Origin of the sequence: Pseudomonas sp. MM213, from assembly GCF_020423045.1 — a bacterium.
GTDB classification, from domain to species: Bacteria; Pseudomonadota; Gammaproteobacteria; order Pseudomonadales; family Pseudomonadaceae; genus Aquipseudomonas; species Aquipseudomonas migulae.
Genome location: NZ_CP081943.1, coordinates 3,233,697 through 3,254,893 on the forward strand (window position 1 = coordinate 3,233,697; position 21,197 = coordinate 3,254,893).

Annotated in this window: 14 protein-coding genes; 8 read left to right on the forward strand and 6 right to left on the reverse strand. The window is 60.3% G+C overall.

The window, feature by feature from the left end:
- Positions 1–144 precede the first annotated feature (144 nt).
- The 7 genes from K5R88_RS14690 to K5R88_RS14720 all read left to right on the forward strand — a co-directional run bounded on the left by K5R88_RS14690 (position 145) and on the right by K5R88_RS14720 (position 15,005).
- A complete protein-coding gene (locus K5R88_RS14690) occupies positions 145–1,668 on the forward strand; it encodes a fumarate hydratase (protein WP_008041971.1) in 1,524 nt (507 codons plus the stop codon).
- Positions 1,669–1,854: 186 nt separating this feature from the next.
- Positions 1,855–6,501 (forward strand): SpvB/TcaC N-terminal domain-containing protein, encoded by a 4,647-nt coding sequence (locus K5R88_RS14695; protein WP_226300185.1) that lies wholly within the window; start codon positions 1,855–1,857, stop codon positions 6,499–6,501.
- The gene (locus K5R88_RS14700; RefSeq protein WP_226300186.1) at positions 6,498–9,353 is read left to right on the forward strand and encodes an RHS repeat-associated core domain-containing protein; all 2,856 of its coding nucleotides are present in this window, start codon (positions 6,498–6,500) and stop codon (positions 9,351–9,353) included. Before K5R88_RS14695 ends, K5R88_RS14700 begins: the two co-directional genes overlap by 4 nt.
- Before the next feature lie 96 nt (positions 9,354–9,449).
- Positions 9,450–11,216: a sensor histidine kinase gene (locus K5R88_RS14705; RefSeq protein WP_226300187.1), complete on the forward strand. Its 1,767-nt coding sequence runs from the start codon at positions 9,450–9,452 to the stop codon at positions 11,214–11,216.
- A complete protein-coding gene (locus K5R88_RS14710; RefSeq protein ID WP_008041979.1) occupies positions 11,210–12,535 on the forward strand; it encodes a sigma-54-dependent transcriptional regulator in 1,326 nt (441 codons plus the stop codon). The genes K5R88_RS14705 and K5R88_RS14710 overlap by 7 nt, the downstream gene beginning before the upstream one ends.
- A 286-nt stretch (positions 12,536–12,821) precedes the next feature.
- On the forward strand, positions 12,822–14,144 hold the full coding sequence (locus K5R88_RS14715; protein WP_008041981.1) for an MFS transporter: 1,323 nt from the start codon (positions 12,822–12,824) through the stop codon (positions 14,142–14,144).
- Between the two features lie 231 nt (positions 14,145–14,375).
- Positions 14,376–15,005 (forward strand): flavin reductase family protein, encoded by a 630-nt coding sequence (locus K5R88_RS14720; RefSeq protein WP_008041982.1) that lies wholly within the window; start codon positions 14,376–14,378, stop codon positions 15,003–15,005.
- Here K5R88_RS14720 and K5R88_RS14725 read toward each other — a convergent pair whose 3' ends face one another.
- Positions 15,006–15,236 (reverse strand): hypothetical protein, encoded by a 231-nt coding sequence (locus tag K5R88_RS14725; RefSeq protein WP_008034307.1) that lies wholly within the window; start codon positions 15,234–15,236, stop codon positions 15,006–15,008. It abuts the gene before it with no gap.
- 41 nt (positions 15,237–15,277) lie between these two features.
- Complete coding sequence (locus K5R88_RS14730; RefSeq protein WP_008034309.1) at positions 15,278–15,631, reverse strand: putative quinol monooxygenase; 354 nt, start codon at positions 15,629–15,631, stop codon at positions 15,278–15,280.
- 334 nt (positions 15,632–15,965) lie between these two features.
- Here K5R88_RS14730 and K5R88_RS14735 point away from each other — a divergent pair, with 334 nt between their 5' ends.
- Complete coding sequence (locus K5R88_RS14735) at positions 15,966–16,895, forward strand: AraC family transcriptional regulator (RefSeq protein WP_192228607.1); 930 nt, start codon at positions 15,966–15,968, stop codon at positions 16,893–16,895.
- A gap of 137 nt (positions 16,896–17,032) precedes the next feature.
- Here K5R88_RS14735 and K5R88_RS14740 read toward each other — a convergent pair whose 3' ends face one another.
- The 4 genes from K5R88_RS14740 to K5R88_RS14755 all read right to left on the reverse strand — a co-directional run bounded on the left by K5R88_RS14740 (position 17,033) and on the right by K5R88_RS14755 (position 21,157).
- On the reverse strand, positions 17,033–18,088 hold the full coding sequence (locus K5R88_RS14740) for an ABC transporter ATP-binding protein (RefSeq protein WP_226300188.1): 1,056 nt from the start codon (positions 18,086–18,088) through the stop codon (positions 17,033–17,035).
- Between the two features lie 17 nt (positions 18,089–18,105).
- Positions 18,106–18,954 (reverse strand): ABC transporter permease, encoded by an 849-nt coding sequence (locus K5R88_RS14745; protein ID WP_008034315.1) that lies wholly within the window; start codon positions 18,952–18,954, stop codon positions 18,106–18,108.
- The gene (locus K5R88_RS14750; RefSeq protein ID WP_008034316.1) at positions 18,951–19,859 is read right to left on the reverse strand and encodes an ABC transporter permease; all 909 of its coding nucleotides are present in this window, start codon (positions 19,857–19,859) and stop codon (positions 18,951–18,953) included. The genes K5R88_RS14745 and K5R88_RS14750 overlap by 4 nt, the downstream gene beginning before the upstream one ends.
- A gap of 194 nt (positions 19,860–20,053) precedes the next feature.
- Positions 20,054–21,157, reverse strand: a complete 1,104-nt coding sequence (locus K5R88_RS14755) for an extracellular solute-binding protein (protein ID WP_008034320.1) — start codon at positions 21,155–21,157, stop codon at positions 20,054–20,056.
- Between the last annotated feature and the right edge of the window lie 40 nt (positions 21,158–21,197).

Sequence of the window (21,197 nt, forward strand, 5' to 3'; positions counted from 1 at the left end):
CCTGCGAGGCGCGTTATACTGCCGCGCCTTTTTAGCGTCGCGCCAGCATGCCCGGCGTGCCTTGAAAGGTGCTTGCAACCGACCGATGCACCCAAGCTGCAAGCACCTTATTGAATGTTCCCGTCTTTTAGAGGAGCGCGACTCATGACCGTGATCAAGCAAGACGACCTGATTCAGAGCGTTGCCGACGCCCTGCAATTCATTTCCTATTACCACCCCGTGGATTTCATCCAGGCGATGCACGAAGCCTACCTGCGCGAAGAATCGCCAGCGGCCCGTGACTCGATGGCGCAAATCCTGATCAACTCGCGCATGTGCGCCACCGGCCACCGCCCGATCTGCCAGGACACCGGCATCGTCACCGTGTTCGTTCGCGTGGGCATGGACGTACGTTGGGATGGCGCCACCATGGGCCTGGACGACATGATCAACGAAGGCGTGCGCCGGGCTTACAACCTGCCGGAAAACGTCCTGCGTGCCTCGATCCTCGCCGACCCGGCGGGCGCTCGTAAAAACACCAAGGACAACACCCCGGCCGTTATCCACTACTCCATCGTTCCGGGTAACACCGTGGAAGTGGACGTGGCGGCCAAGGGCGGCGGTTCCGAGAACAAGTCGAAAATGGCCATGCTCAACCCGTCCGACTCGATCGTCGACTGGGTACTGAAGACCGTTCCGGAAATGGGCGCCGGCTGGTGCCCACCGGGCATGCTCGGCATCGGCATCGGCGGCACCGCCGAGAAAGCCGCCGTCATGGCCAAGGAAGTGTTGATGGAATCCATCGACATTCACGAGCTGAAGAAGCGCGGCCCGTCCAACCGTATCGAAGAGATGCGCCTGGAGCTGTTCGAGAAGGTCAACCAACTGGGCATCGGCGCCCAGGGCCTCGGTGGCCTGACCACCGTGCTCGACGTGAAGATCATGGACTACCCGACCCACGCCGCTTCGTTGCCGGTGTGCATGATCCCGAACTGCGCCGCCACCCGTCACGCGCACTTCGTGCTCGACGGTTCCGGCCCGGCCTCCCTGGAAGCGCCACCGCTGGACGCCTACCCGGAAATCGTCTGGGAAGCCGGCCCGTCGGCCCGTCGCGTCAACCTCGACACCCTGACCCCGGAAGAAGTGCAAAGCTGGAAGCCGGGCGAAACCGTCCTGCTCAACGGCAAGATGCTCACCGGTCGCGACGCTGCGCACAAGCGCATGGTCGAGATGCTGAACAAGGGTGAAACCCTGCCGGTGGACCTGAAGGGTCGCTTCATCTACTACGTCGGCCCGGTTGATCCGGTGCGCGAAGAAGTGGTTGGCCCAGCTGGCCCGACCACTGCAACGCGGATGGACAAGTTCACCCGTCAGATCCTCGAGCAAACCGGCCTGTTGGGCATGATCGGCAAATCCGAACGCGGCCCGACCGCAATCGACGCGATCAAGGACCACAAGGCCGTTTACCTGATGGCGGTTGGCGGCGCGGCTTATCTGGTGGCACAAGCCATCAAGAAATCCCGCGTGGTGGCCTTCGCTGAACTGGGGATGGAAGCCATCTACGAGTTCGACGTGAAGGACATGCCGGTGACTGTTGCGGTCGACAGCAAAGGTGAATCGGTACACATCACCGGTCCTGCCATCTGGCAGAAAAAGATCAGTGAGAGTCTGGCGGTGGAAGTGCAGTAAGTTGCGCTGAAACGCCCCTGAAAAAACCGGCCTGTTGGTGACGACAGACCGGTTTTTTTTTCGCCTGGAGTAATCCCGGAATTTCCCCGGCTAACAGGGCTGACCTGTCAGATATGACAGGTCACAGCCGCCGCTGCCCCTGATAAGTTGAATGCACTTGTGCGTCCTTGTCAGGTGGAAACGGAAATGGCCACGGAAGAACAAAAAGGCACTATCAATATTTCAGCCCCCGCCCAACCGAAAATCGGCGGCGCCATTGCCAGTTTTGGCGGCTGGGGAGCAGTGGGGACTACAGGTTCGGCCTCGTTGGCCATACCGGTGCCCATTTCCCAGGCTCCCAATCGGGAAATGGTGCCGGCTCTTTCGCTGAGCTACAGCAGCCACGTGGGCAACAGTATTTTCGGTATCGGCTGGCATTTGACCGTCAATGCGATAACGGTGCGCACGAGCAAGGGCGTTCCACTGTACGACAAGCGCAAGGATCTGATGGTCGGCGCCGATGGCGAAACCTGGATGCCGGAGTTGGATGCCCAGGGCGAGATCGTTGACAGAACCGTCACTCTCGGGACGACAAGCTATCGAGCCATTCGCTATCAGCCACGCATCGAGGGCGGTTTTGCCAAAATCGAACGGTTGATCAGCGACGACGATGCGGCCGGTTTCTGGCTGATTCATAGCGCCGATGGCAATCGCCATGTCTATGGCAAGACGCTGGCCTCGCGCCGGGCGGAACCCAGGGACGAAAACAAACCCCTGGAGCCCGAACGCGTCGGGGTCTGGCTGCTGGATGAAACCGTCACGCCCCGGGGCGAGCACATCGTCTATGAATACAAGGCCGAAACGCAGAACCCGGTCGCGCCCGATTTTCGCGACTACCGTGCCCAGCGGTATTTGCAGCGAGTGCTGTACGGCAATGCGGTGGCGGAGTCAGAGCTGTATTCGTTGAAAGACGGTGGCTGGAAAGACGTCGATTTCCACTTTCATCTGCTGTTCGATTACGGCGAACGCAGCCACGACTTGACGCAAATACCGGTCTATGGCCCCGAGTACCTGCAGGGAGGCGATCAGCACGACAAATGGCTCGAACGCAGCGACCCGTTCTGGAATCACGATTACGGATTCGAACTGGGCACGCGGCGCCTCTGTCGGCAGGTGCTGATGTTTCACCATTTCCGCAACGAACTGGGTGACTCACCAAAGCTGGTTCAACGGCTTTTTTTGCAGCACCGCCAGGGTACGCTGGAATACAACCACCTGACTGCCGCTCATCTTCAGGCCTACGATAAACAAGGCAATGTCGAGAGCCGACCACCGTTCGAATTCAGCTACGCGCCCTTCGATCTGGAAAAAGCCGATCAACCCGGCTGGAAAGCGTTCCCGCAGATGCCAGGCCTCAATGACGGTCAGCGTTATCAGTTGGTGGATTTGTACGGCAAAGGCATGCCCGGCATTTTATGTCGCTATGACAAGGCCTGGTTCTACCGCGAACCGTTACGCGATAACTACCCCAGCGATGACGTTCGCTACGGCGACTTGACTGAACTGCCGTACATTCCGCTGGCCGACAGCAGTAAACCGCTGCGTCAGACGCTCACCGACCTCAACGGTGACGGCAAGCTCGAATGGGGTGTGCACGCCCCGACCATGAATGGCTGCTTCACCATGAACCCTGACCGCCAGTGGTCAGGATTTGTCCCCTACAAAGCCTTCCCGCTGGAGTATTTCCATCCTCAGGCGCAGATGGCCGACCTGGTCGGCGACGGTCGCACTCACGTGGCCCTGATCGGCAGCAACAGCGTGCGGTTGTACACCAATCTGGGCGATGACAAGGGGTTCAGCGCCGGCCGAAATGTAGAGCACGACAACGACGATGCCCTGCCACTGCCGAGCAACTCTGAAACCGAAGTGGTGGGCTTCAGTGATGTACTGGGCAGCGGCAAACAACACCTGTTCCGCCTCCGTCACAACAGCCTGGAATGCTGGCCCAACCTCGGTCACGGGCGATTTGGTAAACGAATCGTACTCAGCGCCCCGACATTTCCTTACGAGTCATTCAACGCTTCGCAAGTCTTGCTGGCGGATCTGGATGGTTCGGGTGCAACTGACCTGATCTATCTGGAATCCGACCGGATGCGGGTGTTCATGAACCACTGCGGCAAAGGTTTCGCCACCGAGCCCGTTGTTCTGCCCTGGCCCGAAGGCGTGCGCTACGACCGGTTGTGCCAGGTCACTACTGCGGACCTGCTGGGGCTGGGTTGCACCAGCGTGATCCTGACCGTACCGCACATGTCGCCCCGGCACTGGCGCTACGACTTCGTCAAAGCCAAACCGTATCTGGTCAACCGCAGCAACAACAACATGGGCACGCTCAGCCACATCGACTATCGCAGTTCGGCACAGGAGTTCCTTGACGAGGAATACGAGCACCATCAGATCGATAATGACAAAGTCGTCGAGTCCGGTGTGCCGTTCGCCATGCACCTGGTCAAGCGCCAGACCCAGGTCGATGAAATTACCGGCAATAAACTGACCCAGCTCATGAGTTACCGCCAGGGTTATTACGACCCCTTCGAACGGGAGTTCCGTGGTTTTGGCCTGTTATTGCAGACTGATACCGAAGCGACCGAGGCGGAACGCAAAAGCCTGGGCTTCACCGCGCCGATCCTGAGTAAAACCTGGTTTCACATCGGCAGGACCATTAACCAGCCAAGGAACGGTTATTACAACAACGATGGGGAGGCTGTCGCGCTGCAACCCACCCGACTGGAACGCTTTCACGTGCGCGACAAGGCCGGCGAACCGCTGGAGCCCGACGAAGAAACGGCCCGCCAGATCGCACGTGCGCTGAGTGGCTCGACACTGCGCTCTGAAGTATTCCCTCTGGATAATCCGGCGGTGCCGTATGCGGTGACGGAAGCTCGTTTTCAGGTACGTCTGCTGCGGGCAAAAAACGAGCATTACCCCTATGCCGTGCTGCAACCCATGGCGCTGGAATCGATCAGCTATCAGTACGAACCTGAACTACCGGACGACCCGCGCTGCGAGCACAGCCTCAGCCTAAAATGGGACGAGTTCGGCAGTGTGCTCCACGCGATGACCGTCTACTACGCCCGGCGCAAAACCGACGAGTCGCCGCCCTTTGAGGACGAGAATAAAAACCGGTACTGGAAGGACGCCCACGATGAGGCGCAGCAGCGCTGGTATTTAACCGAATCCAAGGCCGAATTCATTCATGTGTACGACGAAACGACCTGGAAACCGGGGATGCCTTTTCGACTGGGGTTGCCATATCGGGAGCGCAGCAATGCGCTGGTACTGGAAAAGCCGCTGCTGAGTGCCAGGGAAATCCACCACGAGAACTTTCTGGAGTGGAGCAAGGACGAGGGTGAATGGGCAAAACAATCGGTGCTCGCGGGCATGTCGATGCAGCTCTACACCGATCCTCTCAACGGTCAGCCCCTGGAGCAAGGCACGGCGACTGTCCATGCGCTGCCGGCCCATGTGGTGATTGCCGAACTGGATGCCACGGCCTTGAGCGCTTACGACAAGCTCAAGGACAAAGACGGCAACATGCCCTTTAACCTCAAGGAGAAGCTCGAATCAACCGAGGTGGGTTACCACATCATGGAGTGGTTCCTGCCTGAAGTTGAGCAGTCGGAACCCGCCGACCCGACTGACGCGAAAAACTACCTGTGGTCGGTTCACCGTGGGTTCCCGAAATACTATGATTTCGAGGGTTTCTACAACGTCGAATCCTTCCAGCAAACCCAAAGCCACGGCATCACCAAAGTCACCTACGACCCTTACTGGTGCCTGCACACGGCCATCGAACTGCCGGACGGTTGCATCACTCAGACCCTCGACACTGATTACTGCACGTTTCTGCCCGCAGCAATCAAAGACCCCAATCAAAACACTCAGGAAGCGCGCTACAACGCTTTTGGCGAAGTGCTGGTCACCAGTTTTTATGGCACCGAACTGGGTGAGGCAGTCGGCTTCGACCCGCTGAGCGACTACGTGCGCCCCGACGACCGCAGTCCGTCCCGTGCCATCGAATCGCCCTTTGTCGCCATCGGCAATTACGCCATGGCCATGTTCAGCGACGCGTTCAGCTGGATGGGCCGTCTGCCGACAACCGAGTCGCCCGCTGAGGAATGGCTGACCTGGGCGCTGGCAGAAGGGTTTGTGCTACCCAGCGGCCACCTTTGTGATCGCGCTCGCGAGCATCTGCACGATCTCGAAGCCCCCACACCCTCCGAGCGACTTCTCCAGCAATACGTCGATGCCGCCCATCGTGAGCCGGTGCACATCGCGATCCTGCAAGCAGACCGTTATCCCGGCGATCCGGAGTTACAGATTCGCATCGCCATCAGTCATCAGGACGGCTTCAGCCGGGTGCTGCAAACCAAGCAGGAGGTCGAACCGGGCAAGGCTTGGGTGGTGCTGGACGACGGCACCTTGAAACTCAAGGACGATGGCACCCCGCAGGAAGCCGAAGCCGCACGACGCTGGCGGGTCAGCGAGCCGGTCGAATACAACAACAAGGGTGAAAAAGTACGGATTTACCGGCCGTATTTCGCGGATAGGTGGGAAAACATCAAAGACCACTCAATGCGTGAACACGCCTATCACGATCAGCAGTTCTACGATGCAGCAGGGCGTCCGACCGAAACCGTGCTGGCGAAAAAAATGCTGCAAGGTGATCCACCGGAGCTGAAACCGCTGCGCCGGGAGATGTGGTACTGGATCTGGTGCACCGTGGCGTTTGACGAGAATGACCTGTTTGAGCCGCCGCCACCTCAAAAGCGCCGAATCAACAGGACGCTCCATTGAACAAAGGGCTCCATTCGCATACACCACAACTGGCGGTCGTCGACAACCGTGGCCTGCCAGTCCGTCAGGTCGCGTACTGGCGGCGAGACGCCGGTGAGCTCAGGCCCGAAGCGCTGGTGACGGCTCTGGAACATGACGGCGCGGGTCGCCTGGTGGCGCAACGGGATCCGCGCTTCCTCACGCCCGCGTCCCGCCCGAACATGGCCACGGTTTGCAGCCTGTCTGGCGCGGCGTTGTGCACTGAAAGTCGCGACGCCGGATGGCGTCTGGGATTGCCGGACAGGACCGGGCACATGCGCGAGCATTGGGATGGTCGAGGCAGCCATTGGCAGAACGAGTACGACGCACAGCGACGGCTGACCGCAGTCCATGAACAAACCCGAGGCTCGACCTTACGTACTGTCGAACACCTGACCTACGCCGACAACGCTGGTGAGTTCGCCGAGCGCAATCAGTGCGGACAATTGATCCGTCACGACGATCGGGCCGGTGTGGTCTGGCTCGACCAGCAAGCGCTCAATGGCGGCGTTATCCGCCAACGCCGACGGTTTCTGCCGGATCAGTCTGACGTCCATCCCCACTGGCCCGTCGTCGAAGTGGAACGCGACGCCCTGCTGCAACCCGGCGCGGGGTACATCACCGCGAGCCGTTTCGGGCCGTCGGGGCAAATGCTTGAACAAACCAATGCCGGTGGTCATCAACAACACTTCAGCGTTGATCGCGCCGGGCAATTGCAACGCATTGACCTAGCCCTCGAATCCCAAGGCCGGCAACCGCTGTTGAAAGCGGCGAGCTACAACGCCGAAGGCCAACTGCTGACCCAGGTAACCGGTAACGACGTCACCGGCAGCGCGACCTACGAGGCGGCGAGCGGCCGGTTGAAGCGCTTGACCGCCACCACCTCGGCATGTGCTCGCTTGCAGGACCTGCGTTATGAGTACGACCCGGTCGGCAACATTCTGCGGATAGTGGACCACACCCAACCCGTCACGTTTTTCGCCAACCAGCGTGTAGCGGCAGAAAACACTTACACCTACGACACTCTTGACCAACTCACGTGCGCCACAGGTCGTGAGACCGCCAATGCCGGTCAGACCCCGGGCTTGCCGGAGCTGATCACGCCCAGCCCCATCGACCCCGGGCGGCTGCTCAACTTCACCGAATTCTATGAGTACGACGCCAGCGGCAACCGCACCGAACTGCGTCATGTCAGTGATGGAAATCCGTTCAGGCAACAGCTGCGCGTCGATCCGCAGAGCAACCGCGCCCTGCCCTGGAGCGAGGGTGAAGACGAGCCGGACTTCCCGGGCAATTTCGACGCAAACGGCAACCAGCAATACCTGGCCCCCGGTGCACAGCCGATGACCTGGGATGCGTTGAATCAGTTGCAAAGCGTGACCACCGTCGGCCGCCCGACCGAGGCCGATGACGCTGAAGGGTATCGCTACAACGCGACCGGTGAACGGGTGGTCAAGTTCAGTACCCAGCAGGCCCATGCCGTGGCTCATCGGCGTGTCGTTCATTACCTTCCGGGGCTGGAAGTGCGCACCGCCGATGACGACGAAGAACTTCAGGTCATCTGCGTCCCACTGGCCCGTGGCAGCGTGCGGTGCCTGCATTGGGTCAAGGGCAAACCCGGCGATATCGAGGCTGATCAGTTGCGCTACAGCGTCGACGATCATCTGGGGTCTTGCAGTCTGGAACTGGATAAACACGCGGGTGTGATCAGCCACGAGGGTTATTACCCCTATGGCGGGACGGCGTGGTGGGCGGCGCGTTCGAAGGTCGATGCGGATTACAAGACCGTTCGGTATTCGGGCAAGGAACGGGATGCGTGTGGGCTTTATTACTATGGGTTTCGGTATTTCGCGCCATGGTTGGGGCGGTGGATTAACCCGGATCCCATGGGGGTTTTGGACGGATTGAACGTGTATCGAATGGTGGGGAACAACCCGATCAATTTTATTGATGTTCAGGGGGGAGCGAAGCAACCTCCCCACGTCACCGTTTCCATGAAGGGATCAACATCCTCAGCGTCCGACTCAGAGACTTCAATGGAACCGCCAGCGGCAGCGGCCTCTCGCCCTTCAACCCTCCAACCCGCCAAACCGCCAATGCCGCCTCCGATGCCACCGGCCGAATCCAGGACGTGGCGCGAATGGGGCAAGAGCACCGTTTTAACGGTCGTTAACTCGAAAGTCGGACTGGCCTTGCTTCCGGTGTCGACTTCAGGTCCTGCTAATGCGGCGGTGGTGGGGCTAGTTCTTACCGCCTCCCTGCAGTTGCTCGTACAAGGAGTGTTCTTTAATCCCGCCTGGTCACTTCCCAGTACCTGGAATCCAGCAAGTAATGGTACCAATCCCACTGCCGACGTAACACAAGCAGCCCACAGGGCCTTTAATATGATCAACACCGGCATAACCCTTGCTGGTGGAGTAGGCAGTCTCGTACTGGGCCCCTTGGTCGGCGACTATGTCGATGAACTCAGAGGCACCCGGTTAAAAGCTGCAAACAAAGCCAAGGCCGGTGAACTGAGCACCAACATCAACAGACTGATTGCCGAGCAGCGCTTGTTGGACGACGTCTCCAAGAACGTACAGCGCTCACTTCGTGAGCAGGTCCTGGAAGTCGAAAGCCTGATAGGCATTACGTGGAACACGATGGAGATGCTGGAGAAAATTGATAATCTGAGGCCCGAGCTTAACCTTCCAAGCGTTCCCTACTCGCCTCCATCCTCGCCCGAAGACACGGTTTCGAATACAGATTCGCAAATTGGTGATTCCCGTGATCACTCTTCAATGCAAAATCTGAGGAGAAGAGCTCCCTCGGTCGGTCCACCAATACACGTGTAGCGGATGCACGCCTGCAGATCGGCTGCAGCCCTAGTCTCTTCAAGCGGGTACAGCATGCTATCGTGCCCGCCCGACTCGCTATGTGTTTGTGCCAGCATGCTGCCGATTTCCCGTAACGTGCGTTTGTCGCTGTACATTCTGTTGATCATCGCCGGCGCAGCCCTTGCAGCCACCCTGGCCATGCGCCACGCCGAGCGCCAGGCCCTGGTGGAAGACGCCGCCCGCGCCAATCTGCAACTGGGCCTGTACGCCACCTCCCTGCACACCCTGATCGAACGCTACCGCGCCCTGCCCGCCGTGCTGGCGCTGGACCCGGAGCTGCGTTCGGCGCTTAACGGGCCGGTAACGCCGGAACAGCAGGACGCGCTGAACCGCAAGCTGGAAAAGATCAACGGTGCCGCCGAGTCCTCGACCCTGGAACTGCTCGATCACACCGGCCTCGCCGTGGCGGCGAGCAACTGGCGTTTGCCCAGCAGTTACGTCGGTCACAACTACGGTTTTCGCCCCTACTTCAGCCAGACCCGCACCCAGGGCACCGGACGTTTTTATGCAGTGGGCGTGACCAGCGGGATTCCCGGTTACTTCCTGTCCAGCGCCGTCACCGATGACGGCGGGAAGTTTCTCGGCGCCATGGTGGTGAAGCTCGAATTTCCCGAACTGGAGCGCGAATGGCGTCAGGGCAGCGACACGCTGCTGGTCAGCGATGCACGCGGGATCATCTTCATCGCCAATCAGCCCGGCTGGCGTTATCGCCAGTTGAAACCGCTGAGTGAAAGCGACCACGCCGAACTCAAGGCCACCCGCCAATACGACAAGCAACCGCTGACGCTGCTTGGCTATCAATCATTGCGGCGCTTTGACGACAACAGCGAACTGGCGCGGGTCGAAGGCCCGGACGGCAAAGCGGATTACCTGTGGGAATCCCTGCCGCTGACCGCCGAGGGCTGGACGTTGCACTTGCTGCGTCGTCCGCAAGTGGCGTTCGAAGACAGTCGCAATGCCGCCCTCGCCGCTGCCGGGTTGTGGCTGACGCTGGTGTTTCTGCTGCTGTTCCTCAACCAGCGCTGGCGCCTGGCCAAGATGCGCCAGCGCAGTCGCGAAGAGCTCGAACAGTTAGTGGAAGAACGCACCCGCGACCTGCGCACGGCACAGGACGGTCTGGTGCAATCGGCCAAACTTGCCGCACTCGGGCAAATGTCGGCAGCGCTGGCCCATGAAATCAATCAACCGTTGACCGCCCAGCGCATGCAATTGGCGACGCTGCGGTTGCTGCTCGATCACGGCCGGGTCGACGACGCCTACAAGGCACTGAAACCGGTGGATGAAATGCTGACGCGCATGGCCGCCCTCACCGGCCACCTGAAAACCTTCGCCCGCAAAAGCCCCAGCGGCTTGCGCGAACGCCTGGACCTGGCTTCAGTGGTGGACCAATCGCTGCAACTGCTCGACACGCGTCTGCGCGATGAACAGGTCAGCACCGTGCTGCACCTGACACGCCCGGCGTGGGTGCGCGGCGATGCGATTCGCCTGGAGCAGGTGCTGATCAATCTGCTGCGCAACGCCCTGGACGCGATGCAGGACAAACCCTGCAAACGCCTGGAAATCCGCCTCGAAGCCGACGAACAACTGTGGCGCCTGAGCGTCATCGACAACGGTGGCGGCATCGCCGAAGAAAATCTGCCGAAGGTCTTCGATCCGTTTTTCACCACCAAACCGGTGGGCGATGGCCTGGGCATCGGTCTGGCCGTATCCTTTGCCATCGTTCACGAATCGGGCGGCCGCCTGAGCGCCGATAATCACGACAACGGCGCGGTGTTCACCCTCACCCTGCCCATCGATCAGGAGGCGCCTGGCGCATGCTGAATTCTGTGATGGTGGTCGACGACGAAAGCAGCATCCGCAGTGCCGTCGAACAATGGCTGAGCCTGTCGGGTTTCGAGGTGCAGTTGTTCAGCCGCGCCGATGAATGCCTGGCGCAGTTGCCCAAGCATTTCCCCGGGGTGATCCTCAGCGACGTGCGCATGCCCGGCATGACCGGGCTGGAACTGCTCGCCGAAGTGCAGCGCCGCGATGCCGATTTGCCGGTGATTCTGCTGACCGGCCACGGCGATGTGCCAATGGCGGTCGATGCGATGCGCGATGGCGCCTACGACTTTCTCGAAAAACCCTTCAGCCCGGAAACCCTGCTCGGCAGCCTGCGTCGTGCGCTGGACAAGCGCCGACTGGTGCTGGAAAACCGCGCGTTGCACGAGCAGGCCGATAACCGCGCCAAACTCGACGCGACCTTGCTTGGTGTGTCCCGTGGCTTGCAGACATTGCGTCGGCAAGTGCTGGATCTGGCGGCGTTGCCGGTCAACGTGTTGATTCGCGGTGAAACCGGCAGCGGCAAGGAGCTGGTCGCCCGTTGCCTGCACGACTTCGGCCCGCGTGCCGACAAGCCGTTTGTCGCGCTGAACTGTGCGGCGATTCCCGAGCAATTGTTCGAGGCCGAGCTGTTCGGTCACGAGAGCGGCGCGTTCACCGGCGCTCAGGGCAAGCGCATCGGCAAGCTTGAATACGCCGATGGCGGCACGCTGTTTCTCGATGAAATCGAAAGCATGCCGCTGGCCCAGCAGGTGAAATTGCTGCGGGTACTGCAAGAGCAAAAGCTGGAGCGCTTGGGTTCCAATCAGAGCATTCGCGTGGATTTGCGCATCATCGCTGCGACCAAACCGGATTTGCTGGACGAGGCGCGGGCCGGGCGTTTTCGCGAGGATCTGGCCTATCGGCTGAACGTCGCCGAGTTGCGCTTGCCGCCGTTGCGTGATCGACGCGAAGACATTCCATTGTTGTTCGAGTCGTTTGCGCACAGGGCTGCCGAGCGGCTGGGTCGCACGTTTGCGCCGCTGAGCGGCCCGCAGTTGAGCCATCTGTTGAGCCACGACTGGCCGGGCAATGTGCGCGAACTGGCGAACGTGGCCGAACGGCAAGTGCTGGGGCTGGAAGAGCCCACGCCTGCGGGCATCGATCCGGGGCAGTCGCTGGCAGCGCAGCAGGAAGCGTTCGAAGCGCATTGCCTGCGCGCGGCGTTGACGCGGCACAAGGGCGATGTGAAAGCGGTGCTTGAAGAGCTGCAACTGCCGCGCCGTACGTTCAATGAAAAGATGCAGCGGCATGGCTTGACCCGAGAGATGTTCCTCTAAAAGCCAACACAAACCCTGTAGGAGCGAGGCTTGCCCGCGAAGAAGTCAGCGCGGTCTACCTGAAACACCGCATTATCGTTCTTCGCGGGCGAGCCTCGCTCCTACAGGATCGCGAACATGCGCGGATTTTCGCTCGTTGCTTCGCAAACCATAAGCGGATTTCCGCTCATCCAAACCTCAACCCCCCTCTAAACCGGCCCTCCCCCGTTGGCACAGCTCCTGCTATAGCCCCTGCAGGCTGCGTTTAAACGCGCTCCACAAAAACAATTAAACGAAGGATCCTTCAATGGATAACTCCAACGCCCTGCCCCTTGGGTCGGCTGCCGTGCCGGTCAAAGAAAGAACCACCGCCAGTCGTATCAAATCGATCTTCAGCGGTTCGGTCGGCAACATGGTCGAGTGGTACGACTGGTACGTCTATGCCGCCTTCTCCCTGTATTTCGCCAAAGCGTTTTTCCCCAAAGGCGACACCACCGCACAATTGCTGAATACCGCCGCGATCTTCGCCGTGGGCTTCCTGATGCGCCCGATCGGTGGCTGGCTGATGGGCCTCTACGCCGACAAGGCCGGGCGTAAACGCGCATTGATGGCCTCGGTGTACCTGATGTGCTTCGGCTCGCTGCTGATTGCCCTGAGCCCCGGTTATGAAACCATCGGCATCGGCGCGCCGATCCTGCTGGTGTTCGCCCGTCTGCTGCAAGGCCTGTCGGTCGGTGGCGAATACGGCACCTCGGCCACCTACCTCAGCGAAATGGCGACCAAGGAGCGTCGCGGTTTCTACTCCAGCTTCCAGTACGTGACCCTGATCTCTGGCCAGCTCATCGCGCTGGCGGTGCTGATCGTGTTGCAACAAGTGCTGACCACCGAAGAGCTGTACGCGTGGGGCTGGCGTATTCCGTTCGCCATCGGCGCGCTGTGTGCCGTGGTCGCGCTTTACCTGCGCCGTGGCATGGAAGAGACCGAGTCGTTCACCAAGGTCAAGAAAGAGAAAAAAGAAAGCGCCATGCGCACGCTGATGCGCCATCCCAAGGAACTGATGACCGTGGTCGGCCTGACCATGGGCGGCACCCTGGCGTTCTACACCTACACCACGTACATGCAGAAATACCTGGTGAACACCGTCGGCATGAGCATCTCCGACTCCACCACCATTTCCGCTGCCACGCTGTTCCTGTTCATGTGCCTGCAACCGATCATCGGCGGGCTCTCGGACAAGGTCGGTCGTCGGCCGATCCTGATTGCCTTCGGCATCCTCGGCACGCTGTTCACCGTGCCGATCCTCACCACCCTGCACACCATCCAGTCGTGGTGGGGCGCGTTCTTCCTGATCATGGCGGCGCTGATCATCGTCAGCGGCTACACCTCGATCAACGCCGTGGTGAAAGCCGAGCTGTTCCCAACCGAAATCCGCGCCCTGGGCGTTGGCCTGCCGTACGCCCTGACCGTGTCGATCTTCGGCGGCACCGCTGAATACATCGCGCTGTGGTTCAAGAGCATTGGCATGGAAACCGGTTACTACTGGTATGTCACCGCGTGTATTGCCGTGTCGTTGCTGGTGTACATCACCATGAAAGACACCCGCAAACATTCGCGGATCGAGACGGACTAAGCTCGTCAGCGCAACAAAAAAATGGGGCAGACCTTAGCGGGTCTGCCCCATTTTTCATTGAATAAACACAATCCCCCTGTAGGAGCCGGCTTGCTGGCGATGGTGTGTCAGACACAGTGATGTTGACTGACACACCATCGCCAGCAAGCCGGCTCCTACAAGGGATTGCGTGCGCTGGAAATTATGGGGGCATCCTTGCACTATGAACGCCACACCAACAGGAATCCCTTCATGCCCGACGACATCCACTACTACGAACCCGCCAACGGCCACGGTCTGCCGCATGACCCGTTCAATGCCATCGTCGGCCCGCGCCCCATCGGCTGGATTTCTTCGCAGGATGCCGACGGCCGCCTGAACCTGGCGCCCTACAGTTTCTTCAACGCGTTCAACTACATTCCACCAATCATTGGATTTTCCAGCGTCGGACGCAAAGACAGCCTGAACAACATCGAACAGACCGGCGAGTTCGCCTGGAACCTGGCAACCCGGCCGCTGGCCGAGCAGATGAACCAGAGCTGCGCGATGGTCGGGCCGGAGGTCAACGAGTTCGAGTTGTCCGGGCTGACGCCCGTCGCGTCGAAAATCATTCAGGTGCCACGGGTCGCCGAAAGCCCGGTGTCCTTCGAGTGCAAGGTCACGCAGATCATCCAGTTGCAGCGCGCCGACGGCAACGTGGTGCCGAGCTGGCTGATTCTCGGCGAAGTGGTCGCCGTGCACATCGCCAAATGGCTGTTGAAGGACGGGGTGTACGACACCGCCGCGGCAGAACCGATTCTGCGCGGTGGCGGACCAGCGGATTACTTTCAACTGGGCCCGGAGGCCTTGTTCAAGATGTTCCGCCCGGGAGCGGTCAGGTAATTACCAGATCAGCTCGCCGTCTTCGCCGACGCCCTTGAGGTGCGTCAGTTGCAGGGCGGCAGCTTCGTCCGCTTCTTTGGCGGTCTTGAACGTCTGGTCTTCCAGCAATTTGTTGAAGCGCGGTGCGCCCGAGCCACCGATGGCTTTGGTGGCAATCGCCGCATAGTAACCGCCCTCGCGGGGCACTACGGCGGATACGGCTTCGAAGGTTTCAAAGGCTTTGCGTGCCATGTCGCGGATCCTGGCTGATTGAGAATGGCGTCATTAAACCCTCAACCCGCCAGTTTGTGTACCCGCGACCGGGACTGCCACTGCGCCTGGGCCGCCGACACGTCCTTGAAGGTATGGAAATCCAGGCTGTTGACCACCAGCTCTTGCACCAGCTCAGCGAAAATATCCATGGCCGGCGTGCTGAAATAGGCCGTCATGGCTTGCTGATGGGTCCAGAAACCGGACACCAGCCACAATTCCGGATCGCACTGCGAATGCTGCAGGGAAAAACTCAGGCAGCCAGGCGCGGTGCGCGACGGCTCGATCAAGGCGCTGAGGCGCGCACCGAGTTCCGCCGAACACCCGGCGCGGGCCCGGACGAAGGCCATATGACTGACGGGGATCTGCTTAGACATGTTCAACCCTCCCAGGTACTCGAGTGGCAGCCGTGGGACGGGCTGCGACAGGATCCAAGATTAAGCCCCTGCACGCCGCCCCGTTAGTCGATTCCTGCCGGCTTGTTGCACAATCCTGCGAGGCTGCATTCGGTACCTGTAACAATGTGTGAATACTGTCACAGGTCTGAAACACGAGGTTCGAGCAAGTTTTCCCTGCCACGGACTGCCCTGGCAGCACACCTCTTCAACCCCGTGCAGAATCAGGCAAGCTTTTCGCAGGATGTGTCTACCGCTGTGCCTTGCACAAATTTAAGCTCAGCTCATTCCCATTGCTTCGCCGAGGATGCCCTGCATGTCGTCGCTCGATCACTTTCAAGCCCCGCTGGACGCCGACATGGAGAAACAGCGCGCGGAACTGGCCGCCATCATCCGTCGCAACACGATGGAGGATGGCACTTATGCCACTGCCGTCGCCTCGCTGTTCATGGGCAAACACAGCCAGTCCCATGAATTCGCCCCGGTGCTGGCGCAACCGGCGTTGTGCATCATGGCGCAGGGGCGCAAAGAGGTCAGACTGGCCGACGAATACTTCAATTACGACCCGCTGAATTACCTGGTGGTGTCGGTCTCCATGCCCCTGAGCGGGCGGATAGTGAACGTCACCTCTGAAGAACCGATCCTCTCGGTGCGGCTGGACATTGATCCGGCGGAAATCACCGCGTTGATTGCCGACGCCGGTCCTTTGGGCGTGCCGACCCGCCCCACCGGTCGCGGTTTGTATGTCGAACGGATCGACACCGCGATGCTCGATGCCGTGTTGCGCCTGGCGCGATTGCTGGACACACCGAAAGACATCGCCATGCTCGCACCGTTGATTCGTCGGGAGATTCTCTATCGGTTGTTGCGCAGTCAGCAGGGCCATCGCTTGTATGAGATCGCGATTGCCAACAGCCAGAGCCACCGCATCAGCCAGGCGATCAAATGGCTCAACGGCAATTATGAGCAACCGCTGCGCATTGATGATCTGGCCAAGGAAGTGAATCTGAGCGTGTCGACCTTGCATCACCGGTTCAAGGCGATGACGGCGATGAGTCCGTTGCAGTATCAGAAGCAACTGCGCTTGCAGGAAGCGCGGCGGTTGATGCTGGCCGAAGGGCTGGAAGCGTCGGCGGCGGGGTATCGCGTCGGATATGAAAGCCCGTCGCAGTTCAGCCGGGAGTACAGCCGGTTGTTCGGGGCGCCGCCGCTGCGGGATTTGGCGCGGTTGCGGTTGACGGTTTAGCCGAATTCAACCGCACACCTGTAGGAGCGAGCGGGCGGCGATCCGACTTGCCCGCGAAGGGGTCACCGCGGTCATATCTGAATGACCGCGTTATCGTTCTTCGCGGGCAAGCCTCGCTCCTACAAGGGGTGCGCTTTTTACGCGCCGAGTACTCGGCAAGCCTCGGCCGGCAACGTCACCGACACCGGGTTGCCAATGCTCAACCCGACCCCCTGGCACGGCGTGCTCAACGCGGTAAACGACACCCCGGAACACTCCACGGTCGTCTCGATCGTCGCGCCGATGTCTCGCACGAACGTCACGGTGCCCAACAAGCGATTCCCCGCCGTCGCCTGCGGATGCGACAGTTGCAGGTCCTCAGGGCGGATCAGCATCTTGACCCTCTCTCCCGCCGCAATGCTCGTGCAGATCGGCACTTGCAGCGCATCGCCCCCCGGCAGGCTGACCTGGCCGTTACCCAGCGCGGTCGCCGGGAAGATGTTGCCCGAACCGATGAAGTCCGCGACAAACTCGTTGGCCGGATGACGATAGATCTCGATCGGCGTGCCCACTTGCTGCACGCGATGCTCACCCAGCACCACGACGATATCGGCCATGGTCATCGCCTCACGCTGGTCGTGGGTGACCATGATGGTGGTGATGTTCAGGCGTTGTTGCAGTTGACGGATTTCTACCTGCATCGACTCACGCAGCTTGGCGTCCAGCGCCGACAGCGGTTCGTCCAGCAGGAGGATTTTCGGGTGGTTGGCAATCGCCCGGGCAATCGCCACGCGCTGACGTTGACCGCCAGACAGTTTCGCCACCGGGCGGTCAATCATTTCCTGCAACTGGATCAGTTCCAGCAATTCCACTACGCGCTTGTGCTGATCAGCCTTGCTGACCCCGCGCAATTTCAGCGGATAGGCGATGTTTTCCCCAACGGTCATGTGCGGAAACAGCGCCAACGATTGAAACACCATGCCGAAATTACGCAGATGCGCCGGGGTTTGGCCGATGTCTTCACCGTCCAGGCGAATCTCGCCGCCGGTCAGGGTTTCGAGGCCGGCAATCATCCGCAGCAAGGTGGTTTTACCGCAGCCCGAAGGGCCGAGGAAACACACCAGCTTGCCTTCCGGCAAATGCAGGTTCACATCCTTTACCGCGCAGGCCGAGCCGTAATGTTTCTCGACGTTTTCCAGAATCAGACCAGACATATGAATCACCTCAAGAATCAGAACGAAACGCCACCTTCACCGACCAGCTTCTCCAACGCCCAGATCAGGACGAAGTCGATCAGCACGATCAGCACGGCAAACGAAAATACGGTAGGGTCGAGCGACGACACGGTGCGGCTGTACATCCAGATCGGCACGGTCATCACGTCGATGGTGTAAAGGAAATAGGTCACGGTGAATTCGTTGAACGAGACGATGAACGCCAGCAGCATCCCCGCCAGAATCCCCGACTTCATCAGCGGCACCACCACATCGATGATCGCCCGCGTTGGCGAAGCACCGAGCATTTGCGCGGCCTCTTCGACTTCGCTGCCGATGGACAGCATTGCCGCCGTGCAGTTTTTCACCACAAACGGCAGCGCCAGGATCACGTGGGCGATCACCAGCCGCGAGGTGGTCATCTGGAACGGCAGGCTGTCGAACACCAGCAGCAATGCCAGGCCCAATACCACCATCGGAAACACCAGCGGCAGCGACATCAGTTGCAGCGCCACCGCCTTGCCGCGGAACTCGCAACGGGTCAGCGCATAAGCCGCCGGCACCGCGATGATCGTGGCGAAGACCATGGTCAGGCACGACACCATCAGGCTGGTGGTCATGGCTTTGCCGAGGCTCAGCACATCACTCGCGTCCGGCGACACGAAGGTGTGCCAGGCGGCCTTGTACCATTGCAGGCTGTAGCTGCTCGGCGGGAAGTCGAGGTTCGACGCACCGCTGAACGACATGACGATCATGGTCAGGATCGGCAACACCGCCAGCAGCAGAATGAACCCCGAGAGGATGCCGGCAAACTTGCCGGTTTCGCCTGGCAGCAGCGAATAACGCTTCTTGATCACAGAGCTCATTGCGAAGCCTCCAGCATGCGCCGACGACGGCCAGTGATGTATTCGGACAAAGTCATGATCGCGAGCGTGGTGACAATCAGCACCACACCGGCGGCGGACGCGGCGGGCCAGTTCATCAGCGGGGCGATCTGGTCATGGACCATCACCGCCAGCATCGGCACGCGTCGGCCACCCAGCAACAACGGCACCACGAAGCTGCTGGCGTTGTAAGCGAAAACCAGTGTCGCGCCGGTGATGATCCCCGGAAAACTCATCGGCAGAACCACCTGGCGGAACACCTGAAAGCGACTGGCGCCCAGGGTGGCGGCGGCCTCTTCGTAAGTGCGGGCGACGCCGCGCATGGCGCTGGCAATCGGCAGCACGGCCAACGGGAACGCGGTTTGCACCAGGCCCATCAACACGCCGTTCTGGTTGTACAGCAGCATGATCGGGCGCTTGATCAGGCCCAGGCCCATCAGTGCCTGATTGAGCATGCCGCCCGGGCCGAGAATCACCAGCCAGCCGTAGCTTTGCAGCAGCAGGTTGACCAGCAATGGCAGCAGCACCGCAGCGAGGAAGATCCTGCGCACAAACGGCGACGTCAGGCGCGACATGGTGTAGGCCACCGGGATCGCCAGCACCACGGCGATTACTGCGCTGATCAGCGCCAGGCGCAAGGTCAGCAGCAAGGATTTGAGGTAATACGGTTCCAGCAATTGGGCGTAGCTGGCCAGGCTGAACCCGGTCCATTCCGCGCCTTTGGTGCCGACGCTCATGCGCAGCACCAGCAGGCTGGCGGCAATCAGCACGCCGAGAAACAGCATCGACGGCGTCAGAAAAAACCAGGCGCGGGTCGTCGGCGAAACACCCCGATTGGCGCGCACAGGAGCTGCATCGACCGGATGAGTCAGAGGTTGGTGTTCCATAGCAAGGGTCTCGTCAATGGAAAGCAGCTGGCAAACACAAGACCTCAGGCCACCCCGGCCCCTTGTAGGAGTGAGCCTGCTCGCGATAGCGGTGTATCAGTCGACATTAACGGTGAATGTCAGTCAGCTATCGCGAGCAGGCTCGCTCCCACAGGGGATCTTCAGTGATTGAAGAACCTGTGTTCGACACTCGATCAGGAAGAAAAGATTTCCGTGTAGCGACGAATCCATTGGTCATGCACGGAGGCCAGGAAGGCGTTGTCGTGCATGATCGCCTTCTCGGCGATCTGCTCCGGCGTGAGGATGTACGGGCTCTTGCGCGCTTCGGCGGAGATGATCGCCTTGGCGTTGACCGGGCCGTTGTAAATGTCCTCAGCCATCTTGCCCTGCACCAGCGGGTCCAGAGAGTGGTTGATGAACGCGTAGGTCAGGTCGGTATCGCCCGGACGGTTTTTCGGCATCACCGACAGCATCAGGTCGGTGTAGAAACCTTCTTTCATGCCGAACGTGGCGCCCAGGCCGTAGGCCGGATCGCGGATCTGTTTCGGGAAGAAGGCCGGTGCGTACAAGCCGCCCATGTCCAGGGAACCGGTGCGGAACAGCTCGGCGATCTGGTTCGGGTTTTCACCCAGGGTCACCACGCGATCCTTCAGCTCGGCGAGTTTCTTGAAGCCGGGTTCGATGTTGTGTTCGTCACCACCGGCCAGTTTGGCGGCGATGATGATCAGGTCCATCGCTTCGGTCCAGTTCGGCGGCGGCAGGAAGATGTTCGGCGACAGCTCGGCGTCCCACAGGGCGGCGTAACTGTCCGGTGCTTCCTTGATGGTACGGGTGCTGTAGACCAGGCTGTTGCACCAGAGCAGGTAACCGATCCCGTGGCCATTGGCGCCGGTGCGGTATTTCTCCGGGACATCCACCAGGTTGGGGATGCGATTGAGGTCGGGTTTTTCCAGCAGGTTGGCGGCGGCCAGACCTTCGGCGCCAACGCCCGCCAGGGTGATGATGTCGTATTGCGGACGATCACCGCCGGCCTTGAGTTTGGCGACCATTTCCGAAGTACTGCCGGTGCGGTCAGCGATGACCTTGCAGCCGTACTTGTCTTCGAACGTTGCGGCGATGTTGCGCAGTGCGGCCAGGCCTGTGTCATCGGACCAGGTCAGCAGGCGCAGGGTCTTGCCCTGAAAGCGCGTGTCGCTGGCATTGGCCTTGACGAAGGGCAAGCTCATGGCTGCCGCGGCAACCGAGGCCACGCCTACGGTTTTGATGAATTGACGTCTGTTCAGATCATGCTCGCCCATTACGGACTCCCTTTGTTTTTGTAGGTATAAGGCAGGTCGA